Source organism: Lysinibacillus sp. KU-BSD001, from assembly GCF_042920265.1.
GTDB lineage: Bacteria > Bacillota > Bacilli > Bacillales_A > Planococcaceae > Lysinibacillus_B.
The window spans coordinates 60,682-85,514 of the sequence record NZ_JBDQZI010000009.1 but is presented as its reverse complement, the minus strand read 5'-3'; the positions used below and the strand labels follow the sequence as shown (position 1 = coordinate 85,514).

At 39.3% G+C, this 24,833-nt stretch carries 22 protein-coding genes; 8 read left to right on the top strand and 14 right to left on the bottom strand.

Annotated elements, in window-relative coordinates; translation table 11 throughout:
• Positions 1-98: 98 nt before the first annotated feature.
• Complete coding sequence (locus AAGS61_RS13780; protein WP_391372898.1) at positions 99-1,610, bottom strand: class I adenylate-forming enzyme family protein; 1,512 nt, start codon at positions 1,608-1,610, stop codon at positions 99-101.
• Between the two features lie 605 nt (positions 1,611-2,215).
• Between AAGS61_RS13780 and AAGS61_RS13775 the strand changes: the two genes are divergently transcribed.
• Positions 2,216-3,385, top strand: coding sequence for a CAP-associated domain-containing protein (locus AAGS61_RS13775; protein ID WP_391372896.1), 1,170 nt, complete (start codon positions 2,216-2,218; stop codon positions 3,383-3,385).
• A gap of 287 nt (positions 3,386-3,672) precedes the next feature.
• On the opposite strand, the gene AAGS61_RS13770 is transcribed toward AAGS61_RS13775, so the two are convergent.
• Entirely contained in the window at positions 3,673-3,897 is a 225-nt protein-coding gene (locus AAGS61_RS13770; RefSeq protein ID WP_391372893.1) for a DUF2187 family protein, read from the bottom strand.
• A 298-nt stretch (positions 3,898-4,195) separates the two neighbouring features.
• Between AAGS61_RS13770 and AAGS61_RS13765 the strand changes: the two genes are divergently transcribed.
• From AAGS61_RS13765 to AAGS61_RS13755, 3 genes are all read left to right on the top strand, one after another.
• Entirely contained in the window at positions 4,196-5,380 is a 1,185-nt protein-coding gene (locus AAGS61_RS13765) for a CaiB/BaiF CoA transferase family protein (protein WP_391372890.1), read from the top strand.
• Positions 5,381-5,548: 168 nt separating this feature from the next.
• Positions 5,549-6,112 carry a hypothetical protein gene (locus AAGS61_RS13760; RefSeq protein ID WP_391372887.1) on the top strand — a complete coding sequence of 188 codons (564 nt, stop codon included), beginning with the start codon at positions 5,549-5,551 and terminating at the stop codon, positions 6,110-6,112.
• Between the two features lie 332 nt (positions 6,113-6,444).
• Positions 6,445-8,052 carry a Na/Pi cotransporter family protein gene (locus tag AAGS61_RS13755; protein ID WP_391373102.1) on the top strand — a complete coding sequence of 536 codons (1,608 nt, stop codon included), beginning with the start codon at positions 6,445-6,447 and terminating at the stop codon, positions 8,050-8,052.
• A gap of 249 nt (positions 8,053-8,301) precedes the next feature.
• On the opposite strand, the gene AAGS61_RS13750 is transcribed toward AAGS61_RS13755, so the two are convergent.
• Positions 8,302-9,639 carry an acetamidase/formamidase family protein gene (locus AAGS61_RS13750; RefSeq protein ID WP_391373100.1) on the bottom strand — a complete coding sequence of 446 codons (1,338 nt, stop codon included), beginning with the start codon at positions 9,637-9,639 and terminating at the stop codon, positions 8,302-8,304.
• A 331-nt stretch (positions 9,640-9,970) separates the two neighbouring features.
• On the opposite strand from AAGS61_RS13750, the gene AAGS61_RS13745 reads away from it, so the two are divergent.
• The 3 genes from AAGS61_RS13745 to AAGS61_RS13735 all read left to right on the top strand — a co-directional run bounded on the left by AAGS61_RS13745 (position 9,971) and on the right by AAGS61_RS13735 (position 13,464).
• On the top strand, positions 9,971-11,056 hold the full coding sequence (locus AAGS61_RS13745; RefSeq protein WP_391372886.1) for a Fe(3+) ABC transporter substrate-binding protein: 1,086 nt from the start codon (positions 9,971-9,973) through the stop codon (positions 11,054-11,056).
• 70 nt (positions 11,057-11,126) lie between these two features.
• The gene (locus tag AAGS61_RS13740) at positions 11,127-12,758 is read left to right on the top strand and encodes an ABC transporter permease (RefSeq protein WP_391372883.1); all 1,632 of its coding nucleotides are present in this window, start codon (positions 11,127-11,129) and stop codon (positions 12,756-12,758) included.
• Position 12,759: 1 nt separating this feature from the next.
• Positions 12,760-13,464, top strand: coding sequence for an ABC transporter ATP-binding protein (locus AAGS61_RS13735; protein ID WP_391372882.1), 705 nt, complete (start codon positions 12,760-12,762; stop codon positions 13,462-13,464).
• Between the two features lie 199 nt (positions 13,465-13,663).
• Here the strand turns inward: AAGS61_RS13735 and AAGS61_RS13730 are convergent, their stop codons facing one another.
• From AAGS61_RS13730 to AAGS61_RS13685, 10 genes are all read right to left on the bottom strand, one after another.
• Positions 13,664-14,581: a methyl-accepting chemotaxis protein gene (locus tag AAGS61_RS13730; protein WP_391372880.1), complete on the bottom strand. Its 918-nt coding sequence runs from the start codon at positions 14,579-14,581 to the stop codon at positions 13,664-13,666.
• 834 nt (positions 14,582-15,415) lie between these two features.
• Positions 15,416-15,757, bottom strand: coding sequence for a rhodanese-like domain-containing protein (locus AAGS61_RS13725; protein WP_391372878.1), 342 nt, complete (start codon positions 15,755-15,757; stop codon positions 15,416-15,418).
• A 53-nt stretch (positions 15,758-15,810) separates the two neighbouring features.
• Positions 15,811-16,068, bottom strand: coding sequence for a metal-sensitive transcriptional regulator (locus tag AAGS61_RS13720; RefSeq protein ID WP_391372875.1), 258 nt, complete (start codon positions 16,066-16,068; stop codon positions 15,811-15,813).
• Between the two features lie 61 nt (positions 16,069-16,129).
• Positions 16,130-17,167 (bottom strand): TlpA family protein disulfide reductase, encoded by a 1,038-nt coding sequence (locus AAGS61_RS13715; protein ID WP_391372872.1) that lies wholly within the window; start codon positions 17,165-17,167, stop codon positions 16,130-16,132.
• Positions 17,168-17,558: 391 nt separating this feature from the next.
• Positions 17,559-18,344: a sulfite exporter TauE/SafE family protein gene (locus AAGS61_RS13710; RefSeq protein ID WP_391372870.1), complete on the bottom strand. Its 786-nt coding sequence runs from the start codon at positions 18,342-18,344 to the stop codon at positions 17,559-17,561.
• Positions 18,345-18,404: 60 nt separating this feature from the next.
• Positions 18,405-18,632, bottom strand: a complete 228-nt coding sequence (locus tag AAGS61_RS13705; RefSeq protein WP_391372867.1) for a sulfurtransferase TusA family protein — start codon at positions 18,630-18,632, stop codon at positions 18,405-18,407.
• A 222-nt stretch (positions 18,633-18,854) separates the two neighbouring features.
• Positions 18,855-19,982 (bottom strand): MBL fold metallo-hydrolase, encoded by a 1,128-nt coding sequence (locus AAGS61_RS13700; RefSeq protein WP_391372865.1) that lies wholly within the window; start codon positions 19,980-19,982, stop codon positions 18,855-18,857.
• Between the two features lie 101 nt (positions 19,983-20,083).
• Entirely contained in the window at positions 20,084-20,479 is a 396-nt protein-coding gene (locus AAGS61_RS13695; protein WP_391372862.1) for a DsrE/DsrF/DrsH-like family protein, read from the bottom strand.
• A gap of 21 nt (positions 20,480-20,500) precedes the next feature.
• Complete coding sequence (locus AAGS61_RS13690; protein ID WP_391372859.1) at positions 20,501-21,058, bottom strand: sulfurtransferase TusA family protein; 558 nt, start codon at positions 21,056-21,058, stop codon at positions 20,501-20,503.
• Positions 21,059-21,120: 62 nt separating this feature from the next.
• On the bottom strand, positions 21,121-21,597 hold the full coding sequence (locus tag AAGS61_RS13685; RefSeq protein WP_391372857.1) for a DsrE/DsrF/DrsH-like family protein: 477 nt from the start codon (positions 21,595-21,597) through the stop codon (positions 21,121-21,123).
• Positions 21,598-21,881: 284 nt separating this feature from the next.
• Here AAGS61_RS13685 and AAGS61_RS13680 point away from each other — a divergent pair, with 284 nt between their 5' ends.
• Positions 21,882-23,561 (top strand): methyl-accepting chemotaxis protein, encoded by a 1,680-nt coding sequence (locus tag AAGS61_RS13680; protein ID WP_391372854.1) that lies wholly within the window; start codon positions 21,882-21,884, stop codon positions 23,559-23,561.
• 63 nt (positions 23,562-23,624) lie between these two features.
• Here the strand turns inward: AAGS61_RS13680 and AAGS61_RS13675 are convergent, their stop codons facing one another.
• Positions 23,625-24,728 (bottom strand): NADH-dependent flavin oxidoreductase, encoded by a 1,104-nt coding sequence (locus AAGS61_RS13675; RefSeq protein WP_391372852.1) that lies wholly within the window; start codon positions 24,726-24,728, stop codon positions 23,625-23,627.
• Positions 24,729-24,833: the final 105 nt, after the last annotated feature.

The following is a 24,833-nucleotide window of genomic DNA, read 5'->3' as shown; positions in this document are numbered from 1 at the left end:
TAAAACTCTATAAACGTTCATCAATAAACGGTTTTTTATCATAAAAAACGACTCAAGTTATTGAATGGGTTCATAACTTGAATCGCCTTATTGATAGATTACTTGTTTTGTAAACTTCTTAACTGACCTTTGACGAGTTTCCCGACTGTATTCCGAGGGAGCTGTTCAACAAAGACGACTTCCTTAATTGCTTTATATGCGGCCAATTGTTGACGACAAAAATCCATCAACTCCTCGGCCGTGCACGGCATCCTTTCTTCTAATTCTACATACGCCCTTGGGATTTCACCAAAATACGCATCGGGCACACCGACGACGGCTACTTGCGCGACAGCTGGATGCTTCAGGAGGACGGATTCCAGCTCGGCACTGTAAATTTTTTCACCATTACTGACAATGATGTCTTCTAAACGGTCTACTAAATATAAGAAACCTTCCTCATCCAAATGACCGATATCCCCTGTATAATACCAGCCGTCCTTTAGCACTTGCTTTGTCTCTTCTTCATTTGCATAGTACCCAAGGAAGGTTTGCGGTCCACGGCAAATCACTTCACCGTTTTCATATGGAGGTAGCGCTTCACCTGTTTCAAGCGAAATCACTTTTATATCGCCATACATCACCGCTTTTCCTTTTGAACCGTATTTCTGCTCATCAAATTCGCTACGCCACATCGTCAAGCTACCTGTATACTCTGTAATCCCATATACTTGTTGGACAGGAATACCGAACTGTTTAAACACGACGATAATTTGCTGCGGTACACTTGCCGCCCCACATGTAATCGTACGAATGGTGGATAGATTAGGCTTCATAATTGTAAGGGCTTTAATGAGTGAAGCTAGCATTTCCGGCACAGACATCATCGTTGTAATCCGCTCTTTTTCAATCGTATGCCATGCCGAAATGGGCTCGAAATCCTCTGCTAAAACGGTTGTCGCCCCTGTATGGATATTTGTAATCAGCGGCACAAAGCCCGCAATATGGAACATCGGCACAACGAGTAAAAATCGATCCGTTTCCCACCATGTAATCGTTGTAGAAAGACTAACAGCAGCAGCAAGCAAATTATGATGTGAGATCATGGCACCTTTCGGATTACCCGTTGTACCTGATGTATACATCATTAAGATTGGTTCATCGTCAAACGATTGATAAACGGGCTCATCAGATGGATAACGCTGCACAATCGTTGCAATGACATTCGCCTCATTGCTTGTACCATTCGATATATAATAACGAATCGGCGTTTCCGTCTTCGTTTGCTCAATGATTGGTTGTAATGCCTCGTCATACATGACCGCTTTGACACAGCTATGATTAAAAATGGCTGCCATTTCTTTTGCTTGTAGCTTACAATTGACCGCTACACAAATTACGCCAATTTTAGCAGCTCCAAAAAATACAGCAACAAAGTCCTCATTGTTTTTACAAACGATCGCTAGTTTATCTCCCTTGTTAAAACCGTTTTCCAGTAGAAAATGGGCAATCGCATTTGCCCGATTGTTCATGTCTGTAAAAGTGAACCGTGTGTGACTGCGTACAAAACCTTCTTTTCTTCCTAGTAAACGAGCCCGATTTGCTAACATTTTTCCAATATTAAACGCCATACTTTCTCCCTCCAATCGTCTTTTACTCTTACCTCTCTATTGAATTACTCCCCGGTCTAAAATTTTCTGAATTTTAAGTTTAATATACCGAAAAGTACATTTTATGTAAACTAGTCACAAAAACATAAAATATATCAAAATATTATTCTGAGTAATAACGATATAACGCTTAGACAGATTCATCACTATTAAATTTCATAGCCATTTCGTTTATAATGTGAAAATAGCATTAATAAAATTCTATTCAATATACACTTTTTACCATTTAAAAATACCAACATTTTAGGAACATCGATGCAGGTGATTTTATTGCACAAAAACAAATCCAGCTGTTCAATCGGTAAAAAAATTTTTCTTATATTACGCTATTTATCTGTATTGTATATGTGCCCGCATAACAATTGATTTTCAAAATGAGCCGATATGAAGGTTTTGCTCATATCGAGGGGTTTTGATCGACTGCGGTATGGACGCTACAAATGTCGGCATTTTTACACAATATCCAAGTTTTTAATACATATTAAGCTGTATACTTTTTCATCGTTTACTCACAATAAAGGAACTAACAACCATAGACAAAATCATAATAAAAGAGGCTGTATAGTATGAGGAAACTTACAACAATCATGATGGGGATGGCTGTCATCCTATGCCTTACATCGTTTTCACAAGCTGCTACGGCAAACACGTGGACAAACTTTTCAAATGTAGCGTTAGATAAACAGTGGAGTATTACATTTAACCGTAGTATTGACCCTAGTTCCATTGCAAATAACGTATATATCACCCAAGGCTCCACAAAAATGGAGGTCACAGCGTCCGTTTCTCAAAATACATTAACGATAAAACCAACGAGCAATTTAGCGTATAACACGGCGTATACATTAGTTGTGTCACCACTTATTCGTGATACAACTGGCAATCCAATGAATAAAACGATTAGCATCCCCTTCCTAACGGTGGATACGCCAAAGCAAGAAGCATATAAATCCTTTCAGTCTGAATATGACATGCTATGGAATATGGCAAACGAAGATTACGAAAACTTCCATTTAGTAGGTTATGCTCATGACGAAGAAGTTGGGGGCTATGAAACTCGAGCAGGTCAATCTGTATTCGGGATTAACATTGGGGATAGCCAGTCCGTTGTGGAACGTAAATACGGTAAACCACTCGACTCTATCAAAAAAGGCAATACAAATTACACGCAAAACTATACCGATAAATCCGGCAATATACTAAGCAATACGTATAAAATTGGCCAATACTATGTGACATTTTTCTATGATATTTTCAAGCACAATACAGTCCGTTCCGTCACATGGGTAGCGGCAGAAACAGAAGCATCGAAAACAGGCTTCTTCCGTACGGACATGTCGAGTGCCTATCGCGATTCAATGGAAGAAATGATGGTCCACCTTATTAACCAGGCGCGCGTTGCAGAAGGATTAAACCCTTTAATCTATACACCAGACTATAATGCCATTGGGCGTGATCATAGTGCCGATATGGTTCAGCATCAATACTTTAGCCATACAAATCTGGATGGTGAAAGTGCCAAAGAGCGGATGGATGCAGGGGGATTAGCTTTCTCATGGTACGGTGAAAACTTAGCCTATGGGCAATATAGTGCCATTTATGCACATGAGGCATTAATGAATTCAGCAGGTCACCGTGAAAATATTTTGCGCCCTCACTTTACACATGTCCTTGTCGGTGTAGCTTTTACGAACAAAGGGGCCCCTTACTTTACCATTAACTTTTATAGACAATAAACGGACAATATGTCTTAGGATCTACTGCTTAAGGAAGAAATTACGTTGTCTCCTATCTCATATTGAACCATCCTTACACATAAGGGTGGTTTTTTTGTGTGCTGGGGTTTTTTACGCGAGTTTCTTGTAATTTTACACGGGTTCGGGGCGGTTTTACGCGACTTTCCTGCACTTTTACGCGGGTTCGAAGCTGTTTTACGCGACTTTCTTGCACTTTTACGCGGGTTCGAAACGTCACGAAGGGGTGTCCAGAAAGTTTTACTTTTTCCAGACACCCCTTCTTCTATTTACGCAAGCTCTTTATTTTCGCTTGATATATACATAATTTGGTAGTTCCTATCATTCACGACCGTTAAGTCATTTGGTAGCTCTTCATGAACTTTCTTATATGAATCTTCTGTTAGTCTCACAACAACAGAATTTTCGTAACGTTTAATCACAGTCGCCTCTAGTGTTTCATTGAAGCGGTTAAACAAAATTTGGTCATTCGCTTTCGCTTTCGGTAAATACATAATTTCTTCCCCCTTGTCCGTTTTTTTAAAACACTCCCCGTTCTTATTATTTTATATGAAAATTCAGAAAATTATTACTGTATGAATAATTTTTTTAAAATACATCTATTAGCCCCTTTTTATATTAAGAAATTTCTAAATATACAATAAATAGTCATAACCGTTAACTACTAATTTCCATTATAATGTGATTTACATATATAATTTCACAAAAACAACTGTTATAATACTGTTAACAATATAATTACCTGTATTATTACAGATTCTTGTTATTGACCAAAATAAAGGGGATGGGAAAATGACAATACTAAGTGGGTTAAAAATTCTCGACTTTTCTTCACTGTTGCCAGGACCACTGGCAACGATGATGTTTGCGGATTTAGGGGCTGATGTCATTCATATTGAATCAGCGAAACGGGTAGATTTAATGCGTATTATGCCACCATATGATGAAGATCAAGAAGCTTATATGCACCAGCATTTAAACCGTTCTAAAAAATCGCTCAGCCTTGATTTAAAAACAGAGGGAGCAGTCACGATTATTAAAAAGCTGCTAAAAGACTACGACATTATTGTCGAAGGGTTCCGCCCTGGAGTCATGAAGCGTCTCGGTCTTGACTACGACACGCTAAAAGCTCTCAATCCAAAGTTAATTTATTGCTCTATTACGGGCTATGGACAAACAGGGCCTTTTGCTACTCGTCCAGGCCATGATAACAACTATTTATCCGTTGCGGGTGTACTCGACCACTCGCGTCATAAAGGCAAAAAACCTGTATCGATGGGCATTCAAATTGCCGATATCGCTGGCGGGACATTGCATGCAGCAGTAGGGGTGCTCGCTGCAGCGCTACATCGCGAACAAACAGGAGAAGGTAAATACATCGATGTATCGATGACAGATGCGGTCTTTACGATGAATGCATTGTACGGCTCACAGTTCTTCGGTAGCGGTCGTAATCCACAACCAGAGGAGGAAATCTTAAACGGCGGCACATTTTATGACTTCTATCAAACGAAGGATCATCGGTATTTCTCCGTAGGAAGTCTTGAACCACCGTTCCGTAAACTATTATGTGAGGCACTGGAAATTCCTGAACTTATTGATAGCACATTTAATGATTCACATTACACACAAATGCGCTTTAAAGAAGCGGTATGTGATGCATTTAAATCAAAAACATATGCTGAATGGTTAGACATTTTCAACGATGACTTCCAAGGGTGTGTGGAGCCCGTGCTTACTTTTGAAGAAGCATGTGATCACCCGCAGATCATCGCGCGGGATATGTTAGTAGACGTGCCGAAGAAGGATGGCACTACACAACGCCAAATTGGGACTGCCCTCAAATTTGACGGGGTCAAACCATCTTATCGATTTGTTGGGGCAAAATTGGGCGAACATACAACTGAAATTTTAAAAGAAGTTGGCTACTCAGACGAGGAAATCGCTGTTTTAACAGAAAAAGGGGTATTACAATAAAAGCATTTCCTATCAGCCGTTTCGAATACATGTCGAAACGGTTTTTTTCTAATGAATGAATCCTTTTTCTACCTTATACGTAATAATTTAATAGAATATTAAGAATTACACTTAAATTTAATTAAGAAACAATTGCTATAGTATAAGGAGAATAGCGGAGGTGACTATATGAGTAAAATTATTTATATCGTCTTAACAGAAACAGGCTCTGTTTTATCACGAGCGATTCAAGTATATACACAGGAAAACTTTAATCATATATCCATTGCTTTTGACCCTGAACTGAAGGAAATGTATAGCTTCGGTCGAAAACATGAAAATAACCCATTAATCGGGGGATTTGTACAAGAAGATGCCCAATCCAAATTACTAAGAGAAGCCAATTGCGCGATTTACCAGCTGACGGTTTCAGATGCACAATACGAAAAGTTACGCATGGAAATTGCTTATTTCAAACGATATAAAAATAAATTTAAATATAATTTTATCGGTCTATTTTGTGTAGCTTTTCGCATTCGCTTGAAACGGGATTACGCCTTTTTTTGCTCACAATTCATCGCTTTTCTATTTTTGCGTGCTGGCATCTCCATCGATTTATGTCCGTACTTTATCAAACCGACGGACTTCCAATACATACAAGGAATAAAGCTCTGTTATAAAGGGAGACTAACAACATATCGCACACAATCAATACAACATATGCCAATTGCTTCTATCATCAAAATCGCATAAGCCGCTCGTACCACCTTATGGTGTACGAGCTTTTTCTATCATTTAATCTTCCAATTTAATTCCAACACTTTAGAATAACAAAGTATTTTTAAGTTAGCATGAAGAAATATGGCGATTTCGTTGTACTTTTGTAAACGCAATGTAAATTTAATATTGCATTTTTGTAATTTTATTTACTTCCTCACATAGAAACGTAATACTAAGACAGGAAATATGCATCTCTATGAAAATAAATTGAGATGCACGCTTTTATGCGGACATTCATGTGAAACATGAGGTTGGCCGTGAAAAATTTAGTTGAGGTGACAATGGTGGAAATTAACTGGCAAGAAATGATATTTCAATTTCTTGGAGGGCTAGGTCTATTCCTTTTTGCAATTAAGTATATGGGAGACGGTCTTCAAAAAGCAGCTGGGGATCGTTTACGTGACATTCTAGATAAATTTACAACAAACCCGCTAATGGGCGTATTGGTCGGGATTGTCGTAACCGTCCTGATCCAATCGAGTTCAGGGACAACTGTTATTACAGTCGGGTTAGTAAGTGCTGGCTTTATGAAGCTACGCCAAGCCATCGGTGTCATTATGGGGGCGAACATCGGGACAACCGTAACCGCCTTTATTATTGGGATTGATGTCGGTGAATATGCTTACCCAATTATGGCGCTTGGGGCGATTTTGTTATTCTTCTTTAAGAAAAGTACCATCCAAAATATCGGACAAGTCCTATTTGGTTTTGCCGGTCTATTTATCGGTTTAGAGTTGATGAGTGGTGGGATGAAGCCACTTCGCGAATGGCAACCATTTTTAGATTTAACGGTTAGTATGAGTGATACACCGATTTTAGGCGTAATCGTTGGGACAGTATTTACCTTAATTGTACAATCTTCCTCTGCCACAGTAGGGATTCTACAAGGTTTATATGCAGAAGGTTTGATTCCATTAAGTGGTGCATTACCTGTACTATTTGGTGATAACATTGGAACAACCATTACAGCAGTTTTAGCCGCACTTGGTGCATCGGTTGCCGCGCGCCGTGCCGCTGCCACACACGTATTATTTAACGTCGTTGGTACCGTTATTTTTATGATTTTATTAATACCATTCCTCAATTATATGGAATGGATTATAGGTGTACTTGGGCTTGAAGCAAAAATGCAAATCGCCTTTGCTCATGGTACATTTAACGTCATTAACACACTAATCCAATTACCATTTATTGGTGTTTGGGCTTGGTTAGTGACACGTCTTATCCCAGGTGAAGATACAGCGATTGAATATAAACCGAAATATTTAGACTATAGCTTAATTACACAATCACCATCGATTGCCATTGGACAAGCAAAACAAGAGATTGTGCGTATGGGTGAATACAGTGTGCACGGTTTACAAGAAGCGATGCAATATTTAAATACACAAGATAATAAGCACGCCAATACAACAGCACAGTTGGAAGAAGCGATTAATAATTTAGATCAAAAATCAACAGACTATTTAGTTTCATTATCGAAACAATCGTTATCTGAACAAGATTCAAAAGTCCACCATGCACTGCTTGAAAACATTCGTGATATCGAACGCATCGGAGACCACTTTGAAAACTTAATTGAGTTAATTGAGTATAAAGAAAACAACCGCGTGAAGCTAAGCGCAGATGCGATGGAAGAGTTAAATGAAATGTTTGAGCTCACAGTAGAAACGGTGTCATTAGCGATTCGTTCACTCGATCAACGTGATGTCAAGTTTGCCGAAGAAGTGATGGCAAATGAAGATAAAATCGACGAAATGGAACGTAAGCTACGTAAGCGTCACATCCTTCGTCTAAATGAAGGCGTATGTTCTGGTTCTGCCGGTATTGTGTTTGCTGATATTATTAGCAACTTAGAGCGTATCGGGGACCATGCTGTAAATATTGCACAAACGGTCATTGAAACAAAATAAAGAACAAAAGCGCTAAAGCGCCTGTTCATCCCCGACACGCGCTGGAGAATCCCGACAAGTGTGCTTGCCACACGTAGGAGGGAGTCGAAGCGTCGCGAGGGGATGGCGCTTTCGCCTAGACGTAGATGCTCTTTTCCACAACCGTTATTCACAATGCGAAATTTTATAATTTCGCTTAACAAATTAAAAACATGAGTCAGCGGAAAATTTCCGTGTGACTCATGTTTTTTTATGCATTGTTATAATACGTTAATCTTCATATTGTTGTTTGACATACTTAAATAGACGCGCATTTTTTAACATCGTTTTCGGGAATTGTGCAGTAACGATCACAAGTCCTGGGAAACGTCCAATTTCTACCCCACCTGTAATCGTTGCCCGGTTCTTTACCTCTGCAATCGGTACATTCACAAGTTTCGCCATTCGGTTTAATGCACTTTCTGTTGCGCTATTAATCGAATCCCCTGTACCAACAACGGCAATTGGAAATGCCTCTTCCATTTGTTTAATCCCATGCTCTTGTGCTACATCACGTGCTAGTTTCCGTTCATCCTTTGACAGTGGCTTCGCTAAAAATGGTAAATCATCGGTATTCGGTAATACTACCGGTCCCTCTACCGCCACCTTTTTTAATACACTCACTTTCACCTGAACAATACCTGATACGCTCGTCGTATGCCCTGCTACATGCCCTGCTCCCTGCATCGCATGAATATCACCAAGGTACACTCCAGCCCCTTTGATACGAACGGGACAAATTAATACCGCTCCCGCGCGTACTTGTGGTAACTGTAAATGACCATCCGTACAATGTGTGACTAATTCATCTTTTGTTAATTGCCATTCATGTTGTGCATTCACAAGCGGTAGCCCACTATCACCCGCATTATTAGACGCTGGCATCGATTTGGATGGGACTGTACCGATTTCACCAATAAACGGGCGCATACGTGTTGCCACACCGATTAAATCACTTGGTGCCAAACTCACAACTGGGTGTTGTACAGCATGTTCCGGTAGACGTAAATAGTGTTCAGACTGACTTGCGATTTTACGGGCTGCTTCTTTTCCAACTGTAACGCCTATGTCCCCTTTCGGATGAAAGGCCATCGTATAACCATTCGCAAATTTTACTGGGGCTGTATCTGTATAGCACGTTGCACAACGAATCGCGTCTGAACCGATGCCATTGACCGTCGTTTGTGGATGAAGCTTCCCACAACCTGGACATTTCACTTTTAAAAATGGCTCACTAATATAACGATCCACTAGACGTTCTTCTACACCGGAAGCTGTCGCACTGGATGTGATTTGAATGGATTGGATTTCAATGACAACGGAATCACCGATATCGGCTCCCTCTATGTATACTGGCTTTGTGACCTCATGTGCGCCTTTAATGGCTGGGGTTAACATCGGCCCCCAACAGCCTGGTGCTGTATTCGCAATAATCGTGCCACCATCTCGTAACGGACCTAAAAATTCACTTTCCGGCCCAATTAGTCCATCAGTAAATTCATTGACGAACAATGTTTCAACTGCTTTTACTCGTTGTTCCACTTCTGCTGGCTGTTCTGCCTCTAAAATTACTGTATTTTGCCCATGATACACCTTACTCACCTTCACTTCCCTTTATCATCAATACACCATTTTCATAAAATTTACTTATAAAACCTTTTTATGGATTTAGATAATATGTATTCATTTTACCATAGATGCGTGGAATACTAAGTGAATTCTATAATTGTTATACACTTTATCGGTTTATCTCACGTCTATTCCCCTTTTCATCCTTTAAAACAAGACTTTTCTCACCTATTTACCATAAATTTTTGTGTAAAACTATTGACTATTTCATTTTGATATTTATAATCAAAGATGATAATCATTTTCAATAAAGGGATAGGAGAAATGAATGATGAAAAAGCTATTTACACTTTTAGTATTCAGTATGTTGCTTTTATTAGTAGCATGTAGTGACAGTAACTCTGGCACACAAAAAGAGTCCGAACAAAACACGGACAACACAAAACAAGAAGCAACAACAGAATCTAAAGAAGTGAACTTATATACAAGCCGTCACTACGATGTAGACGATGAGCTATACAAAGCGTTCGAACAAGAAACGGGCATTAAGGTCAATGTGATTAAAGGCGAGCCAGATGAGCTTTTAGAGCGCATTAAACGTGAAGGTGACGCAACAAAAGCAGATGTATTTTTAACAGCTGACGTAGCACGCTTATTCCGTGCGAAAGAAGACGGGCTTTTACAGGCTGTTTCAAGCGACACATTAACGCAACAAGTACCTGAGAAATTCCAAGACGCAGATCAAATGTGGTACGGTTTAACAAAGCGTGCGCGCGTTATCGTGTATAATAAAGAAACAGTAAAACCTGAAGAGCTTTCAACGTACGAAGCGTTAACAGAAGACACATGGAAAGGTCGCGTACTAATTCGCAGCTCTGAAAATGTGTACAACCAATCTTTACTTGCTTCATTTATCGAAATTGATGGTGAAGAAAAAGCAAAAGAGTGGGCAAACGGGCTCGTAGCAAACTTCGCTCGTAATCCTGAAGGTGGCGACAGAGACCAAGCAAAAGCAATTGCTGCTGGTATCGGCGATGTGGCGATTATGAACACATATTACTACGGTCAAATGTTAAACTCGGCTGAACCAGAAGAAGTAAAAGTAGCGGAGCGCTTAGGTGTCTTCTTCCCGAACCAAGACACAACAGGCACACATGTAAATATTAGCGGTGCAGGTGTAATTAAAGCTTCCAAAAACAAAGACAATGCAGTAAAATTATTAGAGTACTTAACAGCTCCTGCAGCACAAGCTGTTTTTGCAGAAGCAAACTATGAGTATCCAGTAAACCCAGAAGCATCTTCTTCAGAGTTGCTGACTTCTTGGGGCGAATTTAAAGAGCAAGATATTCCACTTTCTACTTTAGGCGATCATAATGCAAAAGCCGTTATGATTTTTAACGAAGTAGGCTGGAAATAATACAATGATATAACCCTTGTTGCGTCTAGCAACAAGGGCTTCTTGCTATATATGTAGAGGTGCAATTCATATGCAAAGGTTCATCAGTAAATTGAACGGCTGGTCGATTTTGTCAATCTGTATCATTTTATTTCTTGTAGGTCCTAATATGACAATTATTGAAGGTCTATTTATGCCTGCAAACGAAAACTGGGTACATATTAAAGAATTTATTTTAGCCGATTTCATACGTACATCCGTTCTTCTCGTATTTTTCACAGGTATTTTCACCATTATATTAGGAACAAGTCTTGCTTGGCTCATCGCTCAGTATCAATTTCCTTTGCGCGGATTTTTTAAGTGGGCACTGATTTTACCATTGTCCATTCCGCCTTTTATCGGAGCCTATACGTATCATGGCATACTGAATTATACAGGCGTTGTGCAAACGACGTTACGCAATGAGCTAAACATCGAAGTGAATGCCGCTTACTTCGATATTATGAACATGCCAGGTGCGATTTTTATATACACCATGTTTTTGTTTCCATACGTTTATACGATTGTCCGTGTGTTTTTAGCACAACAATCAGCGACACTGATTGAAAGCGCACGTATGCTTGGAAAAGGACCCTTTGGCATTTTCTTTAAGGTTGTACTCCCAATCTCACGGGCAGCGATTATTGGTGGGGCTAGCTTAGTTATTTTAGAAGTATTAAATGATTACGGCGTTGTAAAATATTATGGTCTCCAAACATTTAGTACAGCTATTTTTCAAACATGGTTTTCTCTAGGAGATATCGATACATCGCTAAAACTTGCTGCCTCTCTCATGGGGTTTGTCATCCTCATTTTAATACTAGAGAAGGTGCTACGTGGGCGAAAGCAGTTTAGCTATGCAAGCACGAAAATTAGACCGTTAAAACTCGTACAATTACGTGGTATAAAGGCCGGACTTGCTACATTTTATTGTATGCTTATTTTTAGTTTAAGCTTTTTCATTCCTGTCCTTCAACTGATGGACTGGTTTGTCTTAACATTTGGCAAAATCCCATTTGAAGACTTCGCGATTTACCTGAAAAACTCAAGTATTGTGGCAGCCATTAGTGCTACGCTGATTATTGCGTTCGCGTTGATTGTCGGTAACTTTAATCGACTATTCCAAGGGACGATCGCCAAACTATTAACTCGACTTTCTGTGTTAGGCTACTCGATTCCAGGGGCAGTCATCGCAGTTGCTGTTGTTACAGCCTTTATTCAGCTCGATCAATGGCTCGCACCGCTTTACGTAAAACTAGGACTTGATTCCACACTTGTGCTCAGCGTCAGTCTTGTCATGCTCATTACGGCTTATTTAGTCCGCTTCTTCGCTATTGGCTTCAACTCGATTGAGGCTGGTTATGAGAAAATCGGTACCAATTTCCGAGATGCTTCAAGACTTTTAGGTGCTAGTGTCACGAAAACCTTTTTTAAAGTGGATGTACCGATGATGAAAGGCGCGATTGTGAGTGGCTTTATTTTAGTATTTATCGATATTATGAAGGAAATTCCATTAACACTTATTTTACGTCCCTTCAATTTCGATACACTTGCAACGAAAGCGTTCCAATATGCAAGTGATGAAAAAATTATGGAAGCATCCCAAGCATCCCTATTCATTATCGCGATTAGTGCCCTTGCCATTTTTATTTTTAACAAGTTACTTGAAAAGGAGCAGAGCTAACATGTACTTATCGATTAATAATTTGTGCTTCTCGTATCCTTCTGCCAAGACAGAAACAATCCAGTCATTTACAATTGACATTGAAAAAGGTGAGGTCATTTCCATTTTGGGGAGAAGTGGTAGCGGGAAAAGTACGATTTTGCGCATATTAGCCGGGCTTGAATATGCAAGTAAGGGCTCTTTTCATGTGCAAGATGAAGTCATCTTTGACAGTAAAACCTTTATACAGCCTGAAAAGCGTGGCATTGGCATGGTGTTTCAAGATTATGCCCTGTTTCCACATATGACGGTTGGGAAAAATATTTTATTCGGCATTAACCACTTACCAAAAGGCGAACGTCGCAAACGGTTAAAAGAAGTGCTAGAGCTAGTTGAAATGGAAGAATATGAAAACAGATATCCTTATCAGTTAAGTGGTGGGCAGCAGCAACGTATTGCAATTGCACGAGCGCTCGCACCTAATCCGCGTTTGCTATTATTAGATGAGCCGTTTAGTAATTTAGATACCGAGCTACAAGTAAAAATCAGAAAAGAATTACGTGACATTTTAAAGCGAGCAAAGATTACATCAATTTTTGTGACGCATGATGAGGATGATGCCCATGCTATCGCGGATCGTATCGTGAAGCTACATCAAGGCAAAATCGAGCAAATGGGGCGTCCATGCGATATTTTAAAAGAAGACACAAAAATGGTATTATCTTAAGCTTTAAATGAACAAAGTAGGTAGAGCACGGTCTCTACCTACTTTTTTATGACACTGTTTATATTTATTTATATATGGATTTTAATGTTCCAGCATGGGGATTGACTTTAACAATCAACCTACATGTTGTGTGCTTTTAATCGGATACCATAGCTTTTTGATCGTCCAATGTCGACAGTTTTAAGATGATTTATATAGCTTAAATTTTCGTTAAAAAACTACTCGTACTTTGATCGAGCGACTCGGCCGTTTTAGCAATCTCGATAAACCCTGCTGTTGTTTGTTCAATTTGTTGCGCACTCGCATGTACATTGGATGTAATCGATTCAATACTAGTAGCGACAGTATTAATTTTTTCAATAATACCTTCTACATTATTCTTTACTTCTCCAATGGATTTTGACACTTTATCGGATAAATTACGTACCTCTTGTGCTACGACGTTAAATCCTCGACCATGCTCCCCTGCCCGCGCGGCTTCAATCGCTGCGTTTAATGCTAACAAGTTGGTTTGTGCTGCAATTTCACGAATCGTTTTCACAACGGCAGTAATTGATTCTGCTTCTTGTTGTAATACTTTTAAATTTTGTTGATTTTGGTCTGCTACTTCTTCAATCTGCTGAATATTACGTAAAAGCGTCATACTATCGTGATGACCGATTTGAGACTTTTCATTTAACACTTCTGCCGTGTCCTTTAAGTTGCTAGCTAATTGTAATACTGTATTATTCCGTTCTGTAATGTCCGTTGCAATTTTACTCACACCGATGACTTGATTACGCCCGTCCGATGAAAATATAGGCATGTATGTAGCCTCTAACCAAATCGTCTTACCTGATGCATGGCGACGTTCAATTTTGTCTTGAAAACTTTTCCCTCTTAACAGTTCACTCCAAAAACGCGCATACGCTGGACTATCTGCAAACGCAGGGAAACAAAACATACGGTGATTCATGCCAATCATTTCTGAAGCGTTGTAGCCCACGGTTTTCGCAAATTGATCATTTACATATTCTACTTCTTTGTTTGTATTGAAGTGGATAATGGCTAGGTTTTTTTCGAAGGCTCTCATAAGATGTTGTTCTGTTACTAATTCAGTATGTTTTGTATTTTTCATAAATATCTCCTATTAATGGATTAGATTTCATACAAATACTTTTATGATTCAAAAAATAAAAATATGACTTATAGAAATGTTTTATAAGTCTTAAGAACTTCGTTTCATATAAAACCCATTTCATGCCCTACTGAAAAGGGACGTTATTACTATAATATGAACATTATACAGCTCACCGTTCCGTACAGCAAATATGTGATTTCTACCGTTCCATCATAACGATTGAATTTTAAAATTAATTTATATTTTGCGAGCTACTACCTTATGTGCTTACATTTTGGCTAGAAAATGAAGGTTTTTTGACCGGATACCACGATGTTTTGCTCGGACCAAGAATTTTTGACCGGATGATAGTAGTTGGTTACGCTATGGATACTACAAATATAATAATTTATATAGAAGTTAAACAAGATTTAAAGTAAATGATTATTACGTAACAATGAATAATACTGTTACATCTGTAAAATGAATGTCATAAAATTCTCATGAAAATTCCACCTCAGTTGTTGGTATAAAAGCATTTCATGTAGATTTAACCAGTTTTCTAAAGCGTTACAGTTATATTAAAGGTCTGTTAAAACACACATTTTGATATTTTTTTGATGTATGATGAAGTCAGTTCCAAATTCATTTCTGCCTGAATCCTCGCAGAGATGAAAAAACATTTCGCATGACGTTCACATTCCGCAAAAGTAGAAAAGCTACTTTTGAACGTGTATCCGAAATTCACTCACCCAAAATTTGGACATTGTAAGAACACCTCTATAAGAAACGTGAAAAAACCGCGCTTCCTGCTCAAGAAGCGCGGTTTTTCATATTCTCGAAAACTCAAACTTAATATGCCCCCATACCACCACGGACATTTGTTACTTTTTCATAGCCTAATTTTTTTAATTGTTTACATGCTTGTGCCGAACGCATACCACTTTGACAAATGACGACGATCTCTTTGTCTTTTGGCAATTTAGATAAATCTGAGCCAAGTGGCATATTTTTAAATTGCTTAATATTACGGGCTTTAAACTCCCCTGGTGTACGAACATCAATAAACATCTTATTCGAATCGCTTAATTCTTGCTTTAGCTGGTGTGCTGATATCGATTTTACACCTTTGGTTGGCTTCATGCGCCATACAAGAAATAGCACCACAACTGCTATGATAATTCCGGTTTCCATGTTGCTCCTCCTTATACCATTATGGGTACATTATTGTATCTAAAAAACACCTATTAACGGCTTTTTACAACTAAATTAATCGCTTCTTGAATTGTATCGCTCATTTCATCTTCTGTATCTGCATTTTGAATACATGTCATCAGATTATTACTTACGATCACACCGATTGTACGGTCTACGCCTGAACGAACAGCACTTAACTGTGTAATGACGTCTTTACAGTCCTTCTCTTCTTCCATCATGCGTAAAATTCCGCGAAGCTGCCCTTCAATTCTTTTGATCCGATTCATCGTTTTTGCATCGTACTTCATTGAATGCGCCTCCTTTTTATAGTTCTATTATATACCCCTGCAGGTATTAAATCAACTATCTTTATTTTAATGTATCGGTAATTTTTTCTAATGCCCCATTATCAACTGGTCCGACAATTCGTTCTACGACGCGCCCCTCTTGATTCAGAATATACGTAGTCGGAATCGATAGAATGTCATATAGCGCCCCTACTTCATCTTGTTCATCTAATAAAATCGGATACGTTACACTATAATCATGGACAAACTGTTCCAGTACTTCTATCCCGTCATCACGCTTTGTTAAATTCACACCTAATAATACAACATCCCCTGTACTATTCTCATGAAATGACTGCAAATGGGGCATCTCTGCTTTACACGGCGGACACCATGTAGCAAAGAAATTGAGTACTACAATTTTCCCCTCATAATCAGATAAAGATACCGTCTCCCCGCTAAGTGACTGTAGTGTAAAATCTCGCTGTTCTCCCACTTCCTTCGTTTGCTCTGGCAACGTTTGCTGTATTACAATTGCTACCATCGATAGTACAAGGACCTGTACAATGAAAGAGCTCAGCTGTTGCTTATACTTTAGCAATCCATATATCACGATAACCCCTAGTACATACGTGATGACCGTTACACTATTCCATTCCGTCGCAAGCTGTAAGAAAAAGGCTGTTAGCACCATCGCTAACATCGTTGGTCTCCTCCACCAAAATATTAACAACACTAGCCCAAGTAGCACGATGAGCATATCCTTTACGAATAAAGCATGAATGAAAAATATGAAGGCAAACAGCTTCCCCCATATTTTTAAAAAGTCCTCATCTATAATACGTTTTCGGTATAATTGGACTGCCCCGATAATCACACCGAGTATATGCCCTACGTACCCACCATGAAAGTACAGTACCGATAATGGAGCAGCGATAAAGGCTGAAAAAGATAGTGGAATATAGCTTAACTTCCATACAAGCACGTATGTAAAGACGACATCATTCAACGCTTTTATTTGCTCGTCTTTTCTATATAAAAGGGATAATACAAGCAAAGCAGCTACTACGCTAATCCATAGTGCCGGCACGGTTGCATTCCCTATAGTAATATATGACATCCCTTCTCCCCTCCTTTTTGATTAGTTTACAATACACTAAAAGCTATGTATGTGCATTTTAATGTTCCAGCATAACGATTGACTGTAACAATGAGCCTACATATTGCGTACTTATTGTCTCATTTACTTGCATTTCGGATAAATGTTTTTTGACCGTTTACTGTAGAATTTTGATTGGGATACCGTAGTGTTTTGCTCGCGCTGGGTTGTTTTGACCGAATACCGCAGCTTTTTGACCGTTCACCGTGGGCTTCTGCTCAGATACCATAGCTTTTTGATCGTTCAATGTTGACAGTTTTAAGATGATTTATATATCTCTATAAAAAAGGGGAATTCACTAGCTATCCGCCTATGAATCCCCCTTAGTATTCTATACAAAACTATTTTACTTCTAAAACAAAATATCCGCCCAAATTTTAATAGCAGTTGCGGCAATCATGAGTGCTAAAATAATTTGTAGCACTTTTGTATTCATTGTTTTCCCTGCTTTTGCACCCAGTGGAGCGGCTAAAATACTGGCGATAATCATGATGAAGGCAGGCCAGTAATCCACTTGCCCCGTCATTAATTTCCCTACGCTACCACCGATGGATGAAATGAATGTTACAGCTAAACTTGTAGCAATCGTCATACGTGTTGGAATGTGTAAAACCGTCAACATAATCGGTACTAATAAAAATCCACCTGCTGCCCCAACAATCCCAGAACCCACTCCGACAATTAATGCTAAACCTGCTGCTAACGGCTTATTAAATGTGACTTCATTTAATGGCTTATCATCCACTTGTTTTTTCGGTATAAACATCATCACGGCTGCGATTAATGCCAGCGTACCATAAACGATATTTACGGCCTCTTCCGATAAAAATCCAGAACCATAACTACCGATGAAGCTACCAATTAAAATGGCTCCACCCATGTAAATAATTAATTGCTTATTTAAATAACCACCTTTACGGTAAGCCCACACACCTGCAATAGAGGCGAATAATACTTGTACTGCGCTAATTCCCGATACTTCATGTGCTGTAAATGCCGCTAAACCGAACATCGGTGGAATATAGAGCAACATTGGATATTTAATAATCGACCCTCCAACACCTAGCATCCCGGATAAAAACGAACCAATAAATCCTAAGGCGAAGATGACGAGGATATACGTAACGGAGAAATCCATCTCTATTCCTTCTTTCTAATAGAAATAGCGAGTAAACGAGTTACCCGCTATTTGATTTGATTATGCTTTTTGAATGTAAAAGTAAAACACACCTGCTTCTTCTTTTTGTTCTACAATTGTGTGTCCGCCTGCTTGTGCCCATGCCGCGAAGTCATTTAATGCACCTTTGTCTGTTACTAATACTTCTAATACTTCACCAGAGTTAATTGTATCGATCGCCTTTTTTGTTTTCACGATCGGCATTGGACATGCGAAGCCTTTTGCGTCTAATGTTTTTGTAATATTCATGTTAAATTCCTCTTTTCTTTGATTTTGTAAGCGATTTTCAATTTTGCCCATCAGGACAGTTGCTTGCCTCTTGAGCATGAGGCAAGCATAGGTGTAACATTTCATTCTATTTAATTAGCGTACTGCACAGCGGTTCGAGGCTGACACGATGTCGGTCACATATCCGTTGCCGCACGGATGCGGCGATGTTAGGATATGTTCCTCTAAGATTGGACTAAATCGTTAGCGTACAGCGCAACGATTTGGTCCAATCTCCATTTCCGTTTGCTCATCGTTGTCTGGTGTAATTTTACCCATGTTCACTTGACGGATTTGTTGGTACGCATTTGGTTGTGGTGGTAAATTGTCTGTTACTGTGCGACGGAATTCTTCTTCGTCCTCAATATTTAAGCCGTGGTTTTCAGCGAATAAGTCACCTAAACGTTTTGAAACTGTCCCATCCACGTTTAACTCTTCGATAATCATAAAGTGTGCTGGTAAAACGATTAAGTCTTCTGCTAATTCACGGTAACGCTTATACAGTGTTTCGCGTAAATCGCCTACCCAGTCCTCTGCTAAACCAGCTAAGTCTGGACGACCAATTGAATCGATGAATAAAATGTCACCTGTTAATAAATATTTTGAATCGATTACGAATGAAGTTGAACCGATTGTATGACCTGGTGAGTAAAGAGCGCCTACTTCAATTTTTGATGCCCCAAGTTGTACTGTTAAACCATCTGTTAATGCTGTATATTCGAACACAACTTCTTCTGCATCTTTTGGCGGTAAGTAGTATGTTGCGCCTGTTTCAGCTGCAATGTGACGACCACCTGAAATGTGATCCGCATGTAAGTGTGTATCAAATACGTGCGTAATTTTCACACCTTTTTCCTCAGCAAATTTTGTGAATACTTCTGTGAAGCGTACAGCATCGATAATTGCCGCTTCGCCTTCGTTAATAGCCATGTAAGAAAGACAACCTTTACCTAAGCGAACGAATTGATATAATTCACCGCCACCAGCTAAGTCACCTACTTTGATTGGCTCAAGGTACATGGACCAAGATTTCATACCGCCTTCTAAATACGCTACTTCACGTCCTGCATCTGATAGCATTTCCGCTACCATAATAGACGAACCTTCTTTTGCACATACAACTAATACGTCTTTATCTGCTGGAATCTTTGGTAAGATTTCTTCTACACCGTCTAATAATTCGAAATAAGGAATGTTTAAATACTCAAATTTATGACCATCAATTTTCCAATCTTCAAATGCATCTGCATTACGAACATCTAAAATAAATAACTCTTTATTGTCGATTACTTTACGTGCAACGTCTGCTGCTGTCCATTTGTTTACTGTCATTTTAAATTACCCCCATAGGTATTATTTTTTCGATTTTTTTGCAGTGAGGGGCTACCTCACTGCTCGTAGTATGCCTAAATCCATTCAGGAAAATTTATTTATTAAAACGTTAACGTTGGTGCTGCGTCTTTTGCATATTCTAAGAATGTTACAGCGCCACCTACTTCAATCCCATCAACAAAATCTTCCGTTGTTAAACCCATTACATCCATTGTCATTTGACAAGCGATAAACTTTACACCTAATTCTTGTGCCATTTCTACTAATTGTGGAATAGCGGGTACATTCGCTTTGGCAAATCCTTCTGCAAAATGTTCTTTTCCTGCTGGCATCTCTAATGCTTGCATGCCTTGTTTATGAATTAAGTTTAACCCTTCGAATGTAAAGAAGATCGCTACTTCTTTTTCAGAAGCGGCTGCTGCCGTTGCAATATTGAATACTTTATAAGCGTCGAACATGCCACCATTTGCGGCAATAATAGCTACTTTATTTGACATAATTAGTTTCCCCCTAATTGATTAAATAGTTTTTTCTACTTCACTGTTCCACTCGCTCATGCCTGGTAGAACATTGTATACTTTTTTGAACCCTGCATTGGCAAGCATTTGTGCGGCCATATCCGAGCGTGTACCTGTGCGGCAAATCACATAAATTTCTTGATCCATATCTAATTCCTTCATGCGTGCTTCTAATTCACCCATCGGAATCGATTTTGCGCCTGGTACGTGACCAAAAGCATATTCTGCTGCTTCGCGAACATCTAACACGATTCCTTCTCGTGACGTAATTTCATCGTTTGAAATCGTTTGTTCAAATTTTTTCTCCGCTTCTGCGGCATTTTCAGGATTGCACTTACGAATATAGTGATACAACACATCGCCCTCTTCGTGCGTCCCAATATATTGATGCCCTACTGTGTTAGCCCAAGCGGCAATATCCGCTTTTGAACCTTTATCCGTTGCCTGTACTTCTAATACTTGCCCTTCGACTAAATCATTCATCGCTTTTTTCGTACGAACGATTGGCATCGGACAAGCAAGACCTTTTGCATCTAACTGTACATCCGCTTTAATCATTGATTCATCCTCCATACTATATAGGGTATTATTTTTTCCAAAAAATTTTTAGCTATACTTATTTAAATAAATAGATTTACATTTCCATCTTCCGCATCTGCTAAATATGCTGCTACACCTGCATACTGTACGCCGTCTAATAGCTCTTCTTTCTGTAAACCTAATAAGTCCATCGTCATCGTACAAGATACGAGTTTAATGTCTTGTTCTTGGGCCATCTCAATTAATTGCGTTAATGTTAACGCATTGTGCTTTGCCATGACATGCTTAATCATTTTTGGCCCCATTCCCATCATTTGCATTTTGGATAGGCCGAGCTTTTCAGCACCACGCGGCATCATCTTACCAAACATCTTTTCAAGGAAACCTTTTTTCACTTGAACCGGCTCTTGCTTTCGCAGTGCATTGATACCCCAGAATGTATGGAAAATCGTCACCTCATGGTCATAAGCCGCAGCACCATTCGCAATAATGTAAGCTGCCATCGCCTTATCATAGTCCCCACTAAATAACACTATCGTCGTTCTTTTCTTTTCCATTTCGCTCTCCTTTATACCTAATAGGGTATTATTTTATCGAAAATAAATAGCCGCTATGTTTGCGACTTTTAGTATTGTTTTTCCTTACATCACCTACTATATACCCTAGTAGGTATATTGTCAACAACATTGTGTAAATAAATTTTATTCTCCACTATCCAATGAATATTTATGGTAAAAAACGTTTAAATGCCACTTTTTTGTCATTTTTACTTCACAATTAAAAGGTTATTTTCCTATATAATTTAGAAAAGATTTGAAATACACACATAGAGGTATGAGAAATGAAAACAACGGTGAAACAAAAATTATTTTTATCCTTTGGTGTCGTACTTGGATTAATGTTGATTATTTCTGCCATTTCCCTATATTTTCTAAATAATAATAAAGCAACATTAACAGATATCCAAAAGGACTCTGAGCTAATCACGCTTTACGATGATATTTCATTCCAAGCGGTTCGTGCCAATGCAGCCATTCGCGGCTATATGTTATACGGCAACGAGCAAATGCTATCGAACCATTATGAAATCCGTCAAACATTACACAAATCAGCTGATCGTATCGATGAATTAGGCTATGGGAATGCAGATTACGACCAGTTCATTCTTCAATTGACGGAGTGGGAAACAGCGATTGATAATGACATCCTTCCTACCTACCAAGCGGGAGATAAAGAAAAAGCGTATGCGCTATCGGTTCCTATATTGGGGCAAGGTTCACAAAATTTAGTTGTATTTGGAAAATCCATGTCCACTGCTGTCAATGAAGAATTACTAAAGAAAATTGAAGATACAACAGCAAACAGCAATACTATCATCCTACAAATTGGTGTACTGGCATTAGTATCTCTCATTATTGGTATTGCCATTTCTTCCATTTTTGGTCGCCGTGTAGCGCAAAATGTCAATACTTTATCTGATAAAATGAGGGAATTTGCACAGGGGAATTTAAATACAGAGCTGTCATTCAAAACAAAAGATGAATTTGCAAGCTTAGCATCGTCCTTCAATCAAATGGCAGCAGATTTAACGTTTTCAATGAAAGGCATTACCCATGCTTCTGAGCAAGTTGCTGCAACATCTCAGGAATTAACAGCCAGTAGTTATGAAGTAACACAATCAACAGAGCTTGTGACGAATGCCATGCAAGAAATCACTTCAAAAATTGAACAGCAAGATCACTACACAAAAGACCTGAAGCATTTATCTGAGCATATCGTCAAGAAGATGGGGGATATTACAACAAGTATTCATTCTGTTAATGCATCTACTTCGAATACTAAAACGTTATCCAACGAAAGCTATCATTCTATTGATGCCGTCACAACACAAATGGATACCATTTCGGAAAATACACAATTACTTAATTCACGTATTTCCGACTTAGATGAAAATGCAGAGGCGATTACGACTGCCGTTCAAGTGATTAAATCGATTGCAGAGCAAACAAATTTACTCGCATTAAACGCAGCGATTGAAGCGGCTCGTAGTGGCGAACACGGAAAAGGATTTGCGGTTGTAGCCGAGGAAGTGCGGAAATTAGCCGATGAATCGCATGTAGCAGCCATTCAAATCGAAAAAGTAGTCGGACAAATTACAGAAAGCACGCGCTTAATTGAAGAAGATATTGTGGAGAATAGCCAGTCTGTTAATGTGGGGTTAGAAAAAGTATCAACTGCACGCACAAACTTTATTTCCATTAGTGACGCCATTCATAGTGCGACAGAACAAACAGCAGCTGTTACAGAAGCGGTACAAGTCATTTATACAGATGTTGAATCGCTTGTAAAAGAAATTGATTTAATTGCAAAACTGTCCATTGAATCAAATGAAAATGTACAAAGCATTGCTGCTGCCTCCGAAGAGCAAATGGCCGCGATGGAGGAAGTATCTGCCTCATCAGCTCACCTTGCGAAAATGGCGCAAGATTTACAACAAACCATTCAGCAATTTAAATATTAATAAAAAGCGTGCCGACATGTTTCGAGCACGCTTTTCCTTTTCTTCTTCCTCAAATACTGCTGTTTACGACTCTACCTTAAACCACCCCGGCACATTCGTAATCATCGTCCAAAGTGGTGGTGGGATATCCAGCTCCTTTTCTTTACTACGGTATAGTGCCGGATAAATTTTATCTTGCTGCCCACTTTCAGCCTTTTGATACCATTCTGGATCCATAATCATTGCATGCCCGAGTGATACGAGCGGCACTAGTGTCAGGGCTTCTTCTACTTGTTCTACCGTTTGTAAGCCTCCAACCCCAATGATTGGCATGCGGTCCCCCACTGCTTCTTGTATTAACTGAATGCGAACGCGCGTATCTTGCGCATCCCGCATAGAGCCCGCATGGAATTGGTTAATCGATACGTGAAGATAATCGATTTCTTTATCAGCTAATGCATTGATAAATAATAACGTATCGTCCATCGTAATTCCTGGCTCTTCGCGTTCTTCAGGGCTAAAACGATAACCTATGGCAAAAGGCTTTGTTGCGTATTTCGCGATGGTTTCTTTTATAGCATCTACGACAGCTAATGGGAATGCCATACGAGCCTTCACATCCCCTCCCCACTGATCTGTTCGACGATTCGAATGTGGCGAGAAAAATTGTTGCAGTAAGTACGTATTCGCTCCGTGTAGCTCAATGCCATCAAATCCAGCTTCAATGGCACGGCGCGTCGCCTGCGCAAAATCGGCAATCGTCGTTTCTATTTCTGCTAAAGTTAACGGCCTTGGCGTCTCTGCATTCGGACGTAAAGCAGGAATATTACTCGCCGAAACCGGTTGCGTTCCAAGTAATGTCGCGTTTGACATACGGCCCGCATGAAATATTTGTAAAATAGCACTAGCACCACCTGCTTGAATGGCCTGTGCTAAGCGTGTTAAGCTTGGAATCCGTTCGTCACATTCTGCACCAATAGAATGTGTAAAGCCTGGCGCTAACTCATTAATAGAAGCACACGCCGTAATCACTGTGCCCACACCCCTAGCACGCCGGTTATAATACATTAATTCCTCTTCGGTTACATCCCCATTTGCCTGTGAAGAAGAAATCGTCATCGGTGCCATGAGTACACGATTTTTTAATGTAAGACCGGAACGTAATGTAAATGGTTGTGTAAACTTCATCTAATCACCCCTTCTAAAAACGTGTCATCCTAGAAATAGTATCGCTTCTCTAGTTAATGATAATCCCTTCAAAACATTTCATGTTGTACAACAAACATACAACTA

What these genes read in the sequence shown, in the direction of transcription:
- AAGS61_RS13780 (WP_391372898.1), bottom strand. Translation starts at nt 1,610, where the DNA reads ATGGCGTTTAATATTGGAAAAATGTTAGCAAATCGGGCTCGTTTACTA.
- AAGS61_RS13775 (WP_391372896.1), top strand. Translation starts at nt 2,216, where the DNA reads ATGAGGAAACTTACAACAATCATGATGGGGATGGCTGTCATCCTATGC.
- AAGS61_RS13770 (WP_391372893.1), bottom strand. Translation starts at nt 3,897, where the DNA reads ATGTATTTACCGAAAGCGAAAGCGAATGACCAAATTTTGTTTAACCGC.
- AAGS61_RS13765 (WP_391372890.1), top strand. Translation starts at nt 4,196, where the DNA reads ATGACAATACTAAGTGGGTTAAAAATTCTCGACTTTTCTTCACTGTTG.
- AAGS61_RS13760 (WP_391372887.1), top strand. Translation starts at nt 5,549, where the DNA reads ATGAGTAAAATTATTTATATCGTCTTAACAGAAACAGGCTCTGTTTTA.
- AAGS61_RS13755 (WP_391373102.1), top strand. Translation starts at nt 6,445, where the DNA reads ATGATATTTCAATTTCTTGGAGGGCTAGGTCTATTCCTTTTTGCAATT.
- AAGS61_RS13745 (WP_391372886.1), top strand. Translation starts at nt 9,971, where the DNA reads ATGAAAAAGCTATTTACACTTTTAGTATTCAGTATGTTGCTTTTATTA.
- AAGS61_RS13740 (WP_391372883.1), top strand. Translation starts at nt 11,127, where the DNA reads ATGCAAAGGTTCATCAGTAAATTGAACGGCTGGTCGATTTTGTCAATC.
- AAGS61_RS13735 (WP_391372882.1), top strand. Translation starts at nt 12,760, where the DNA reads ATGTACTTATCGATTAATAATTTGTGCTTCTCGTATCCTTCTGCCAAG.
- AAGS61_RS13730 (WP_391372880.1), bottom strand. Translation starts at nt 14,581, where the DNA reads ATGAAAAATACAAAACATACTGAATTAGTAACAGAACAACATCTTATG.
- AAGS61_RS13725 (WP_391372878.1), bottom strand. Translation starts at nt 15,757, where the DNA reads ATGGAAACCGGAATTATCATAGCAGTTGTGGTGCTATTTCTTGTATGG.
- AAGS61_RS13720 (WP_391372875.1), bottom strand. Translation starts at nt 16,068, where the DNA reads ATGAAGTACGATGCAAAAACGATGAATCGGATCAAAAGAATTGAAGGG.
- AAGS61_RS13715 (WP_391372872.1), bottom strand. Translation starts at nt 17,167, where the DNA reads ATGTCATATATTACTATAGGGAATGCAACCGTGCCGGCACTATGGATT.
- AAGS61_RS13710 (WP_391372870.1), bottom strand. Translation starts at nt 18,344, where the DNA reads ATGGATTTCTCCGTTACGTATATCCTCGTCATCTTCGCCTTAGGATTT.
- AAGS61_RS13705 (WP_391372867.1), bottom strand. Translation starts at nt 18,632, where the DNA reads ATGAATATTACAAAAACATTAGACGCAAAAGGCTTCGCATGTCCAATG.
- AAGS61_RS13700 (WP_391372865.1), bottom strand. Translation starts at nt 19,982, where the DNA reads ATGACAGTAAACAAATGGACAGCAGCAGACGTTGCACGTAAAGTAATC.
- AAGS61_RS13695 (WP_391372862.1), bottom strand. Translation starts at nt 20,479, where the DNA reads ATGTCAAATAAAGTAGCTATTATTGCCGCAAATGGTGGCATGTTCGAC.
- AAGS61_RS13690 (WP_391372859.1), bottom strand. Translation starts at nt 21,058, where the DNA reads ATGATTAAAGCGGATGTACAGTTAGATGCAAAAGGTCTTGCTTGTCCG.
- AAGS61_RS13685 (WP_391372857.1), bottom strand. Translation starts at nt 21,597, where the DNA reads ATGGAAAAGAAAAGAACGACGATAGTGTTATTTAGTGGGGACTATGAT.
- AAGS61_RS13680 (WP_391372854.1), top strand. Translation starts at nt 21,882, where the DNA reads ATGAAAACAACGGTGAAACAAAAATTATTTTTATCCTTTGGTGTCGTA.
- AAGS61_RS13675 (WP_391372852.1), bottom strand. Translation starts at nt 24,728, where the DNA reads ATGAAGTTTACACAACCATTTACATTACGTTCCGGTCTTACATTAAAA.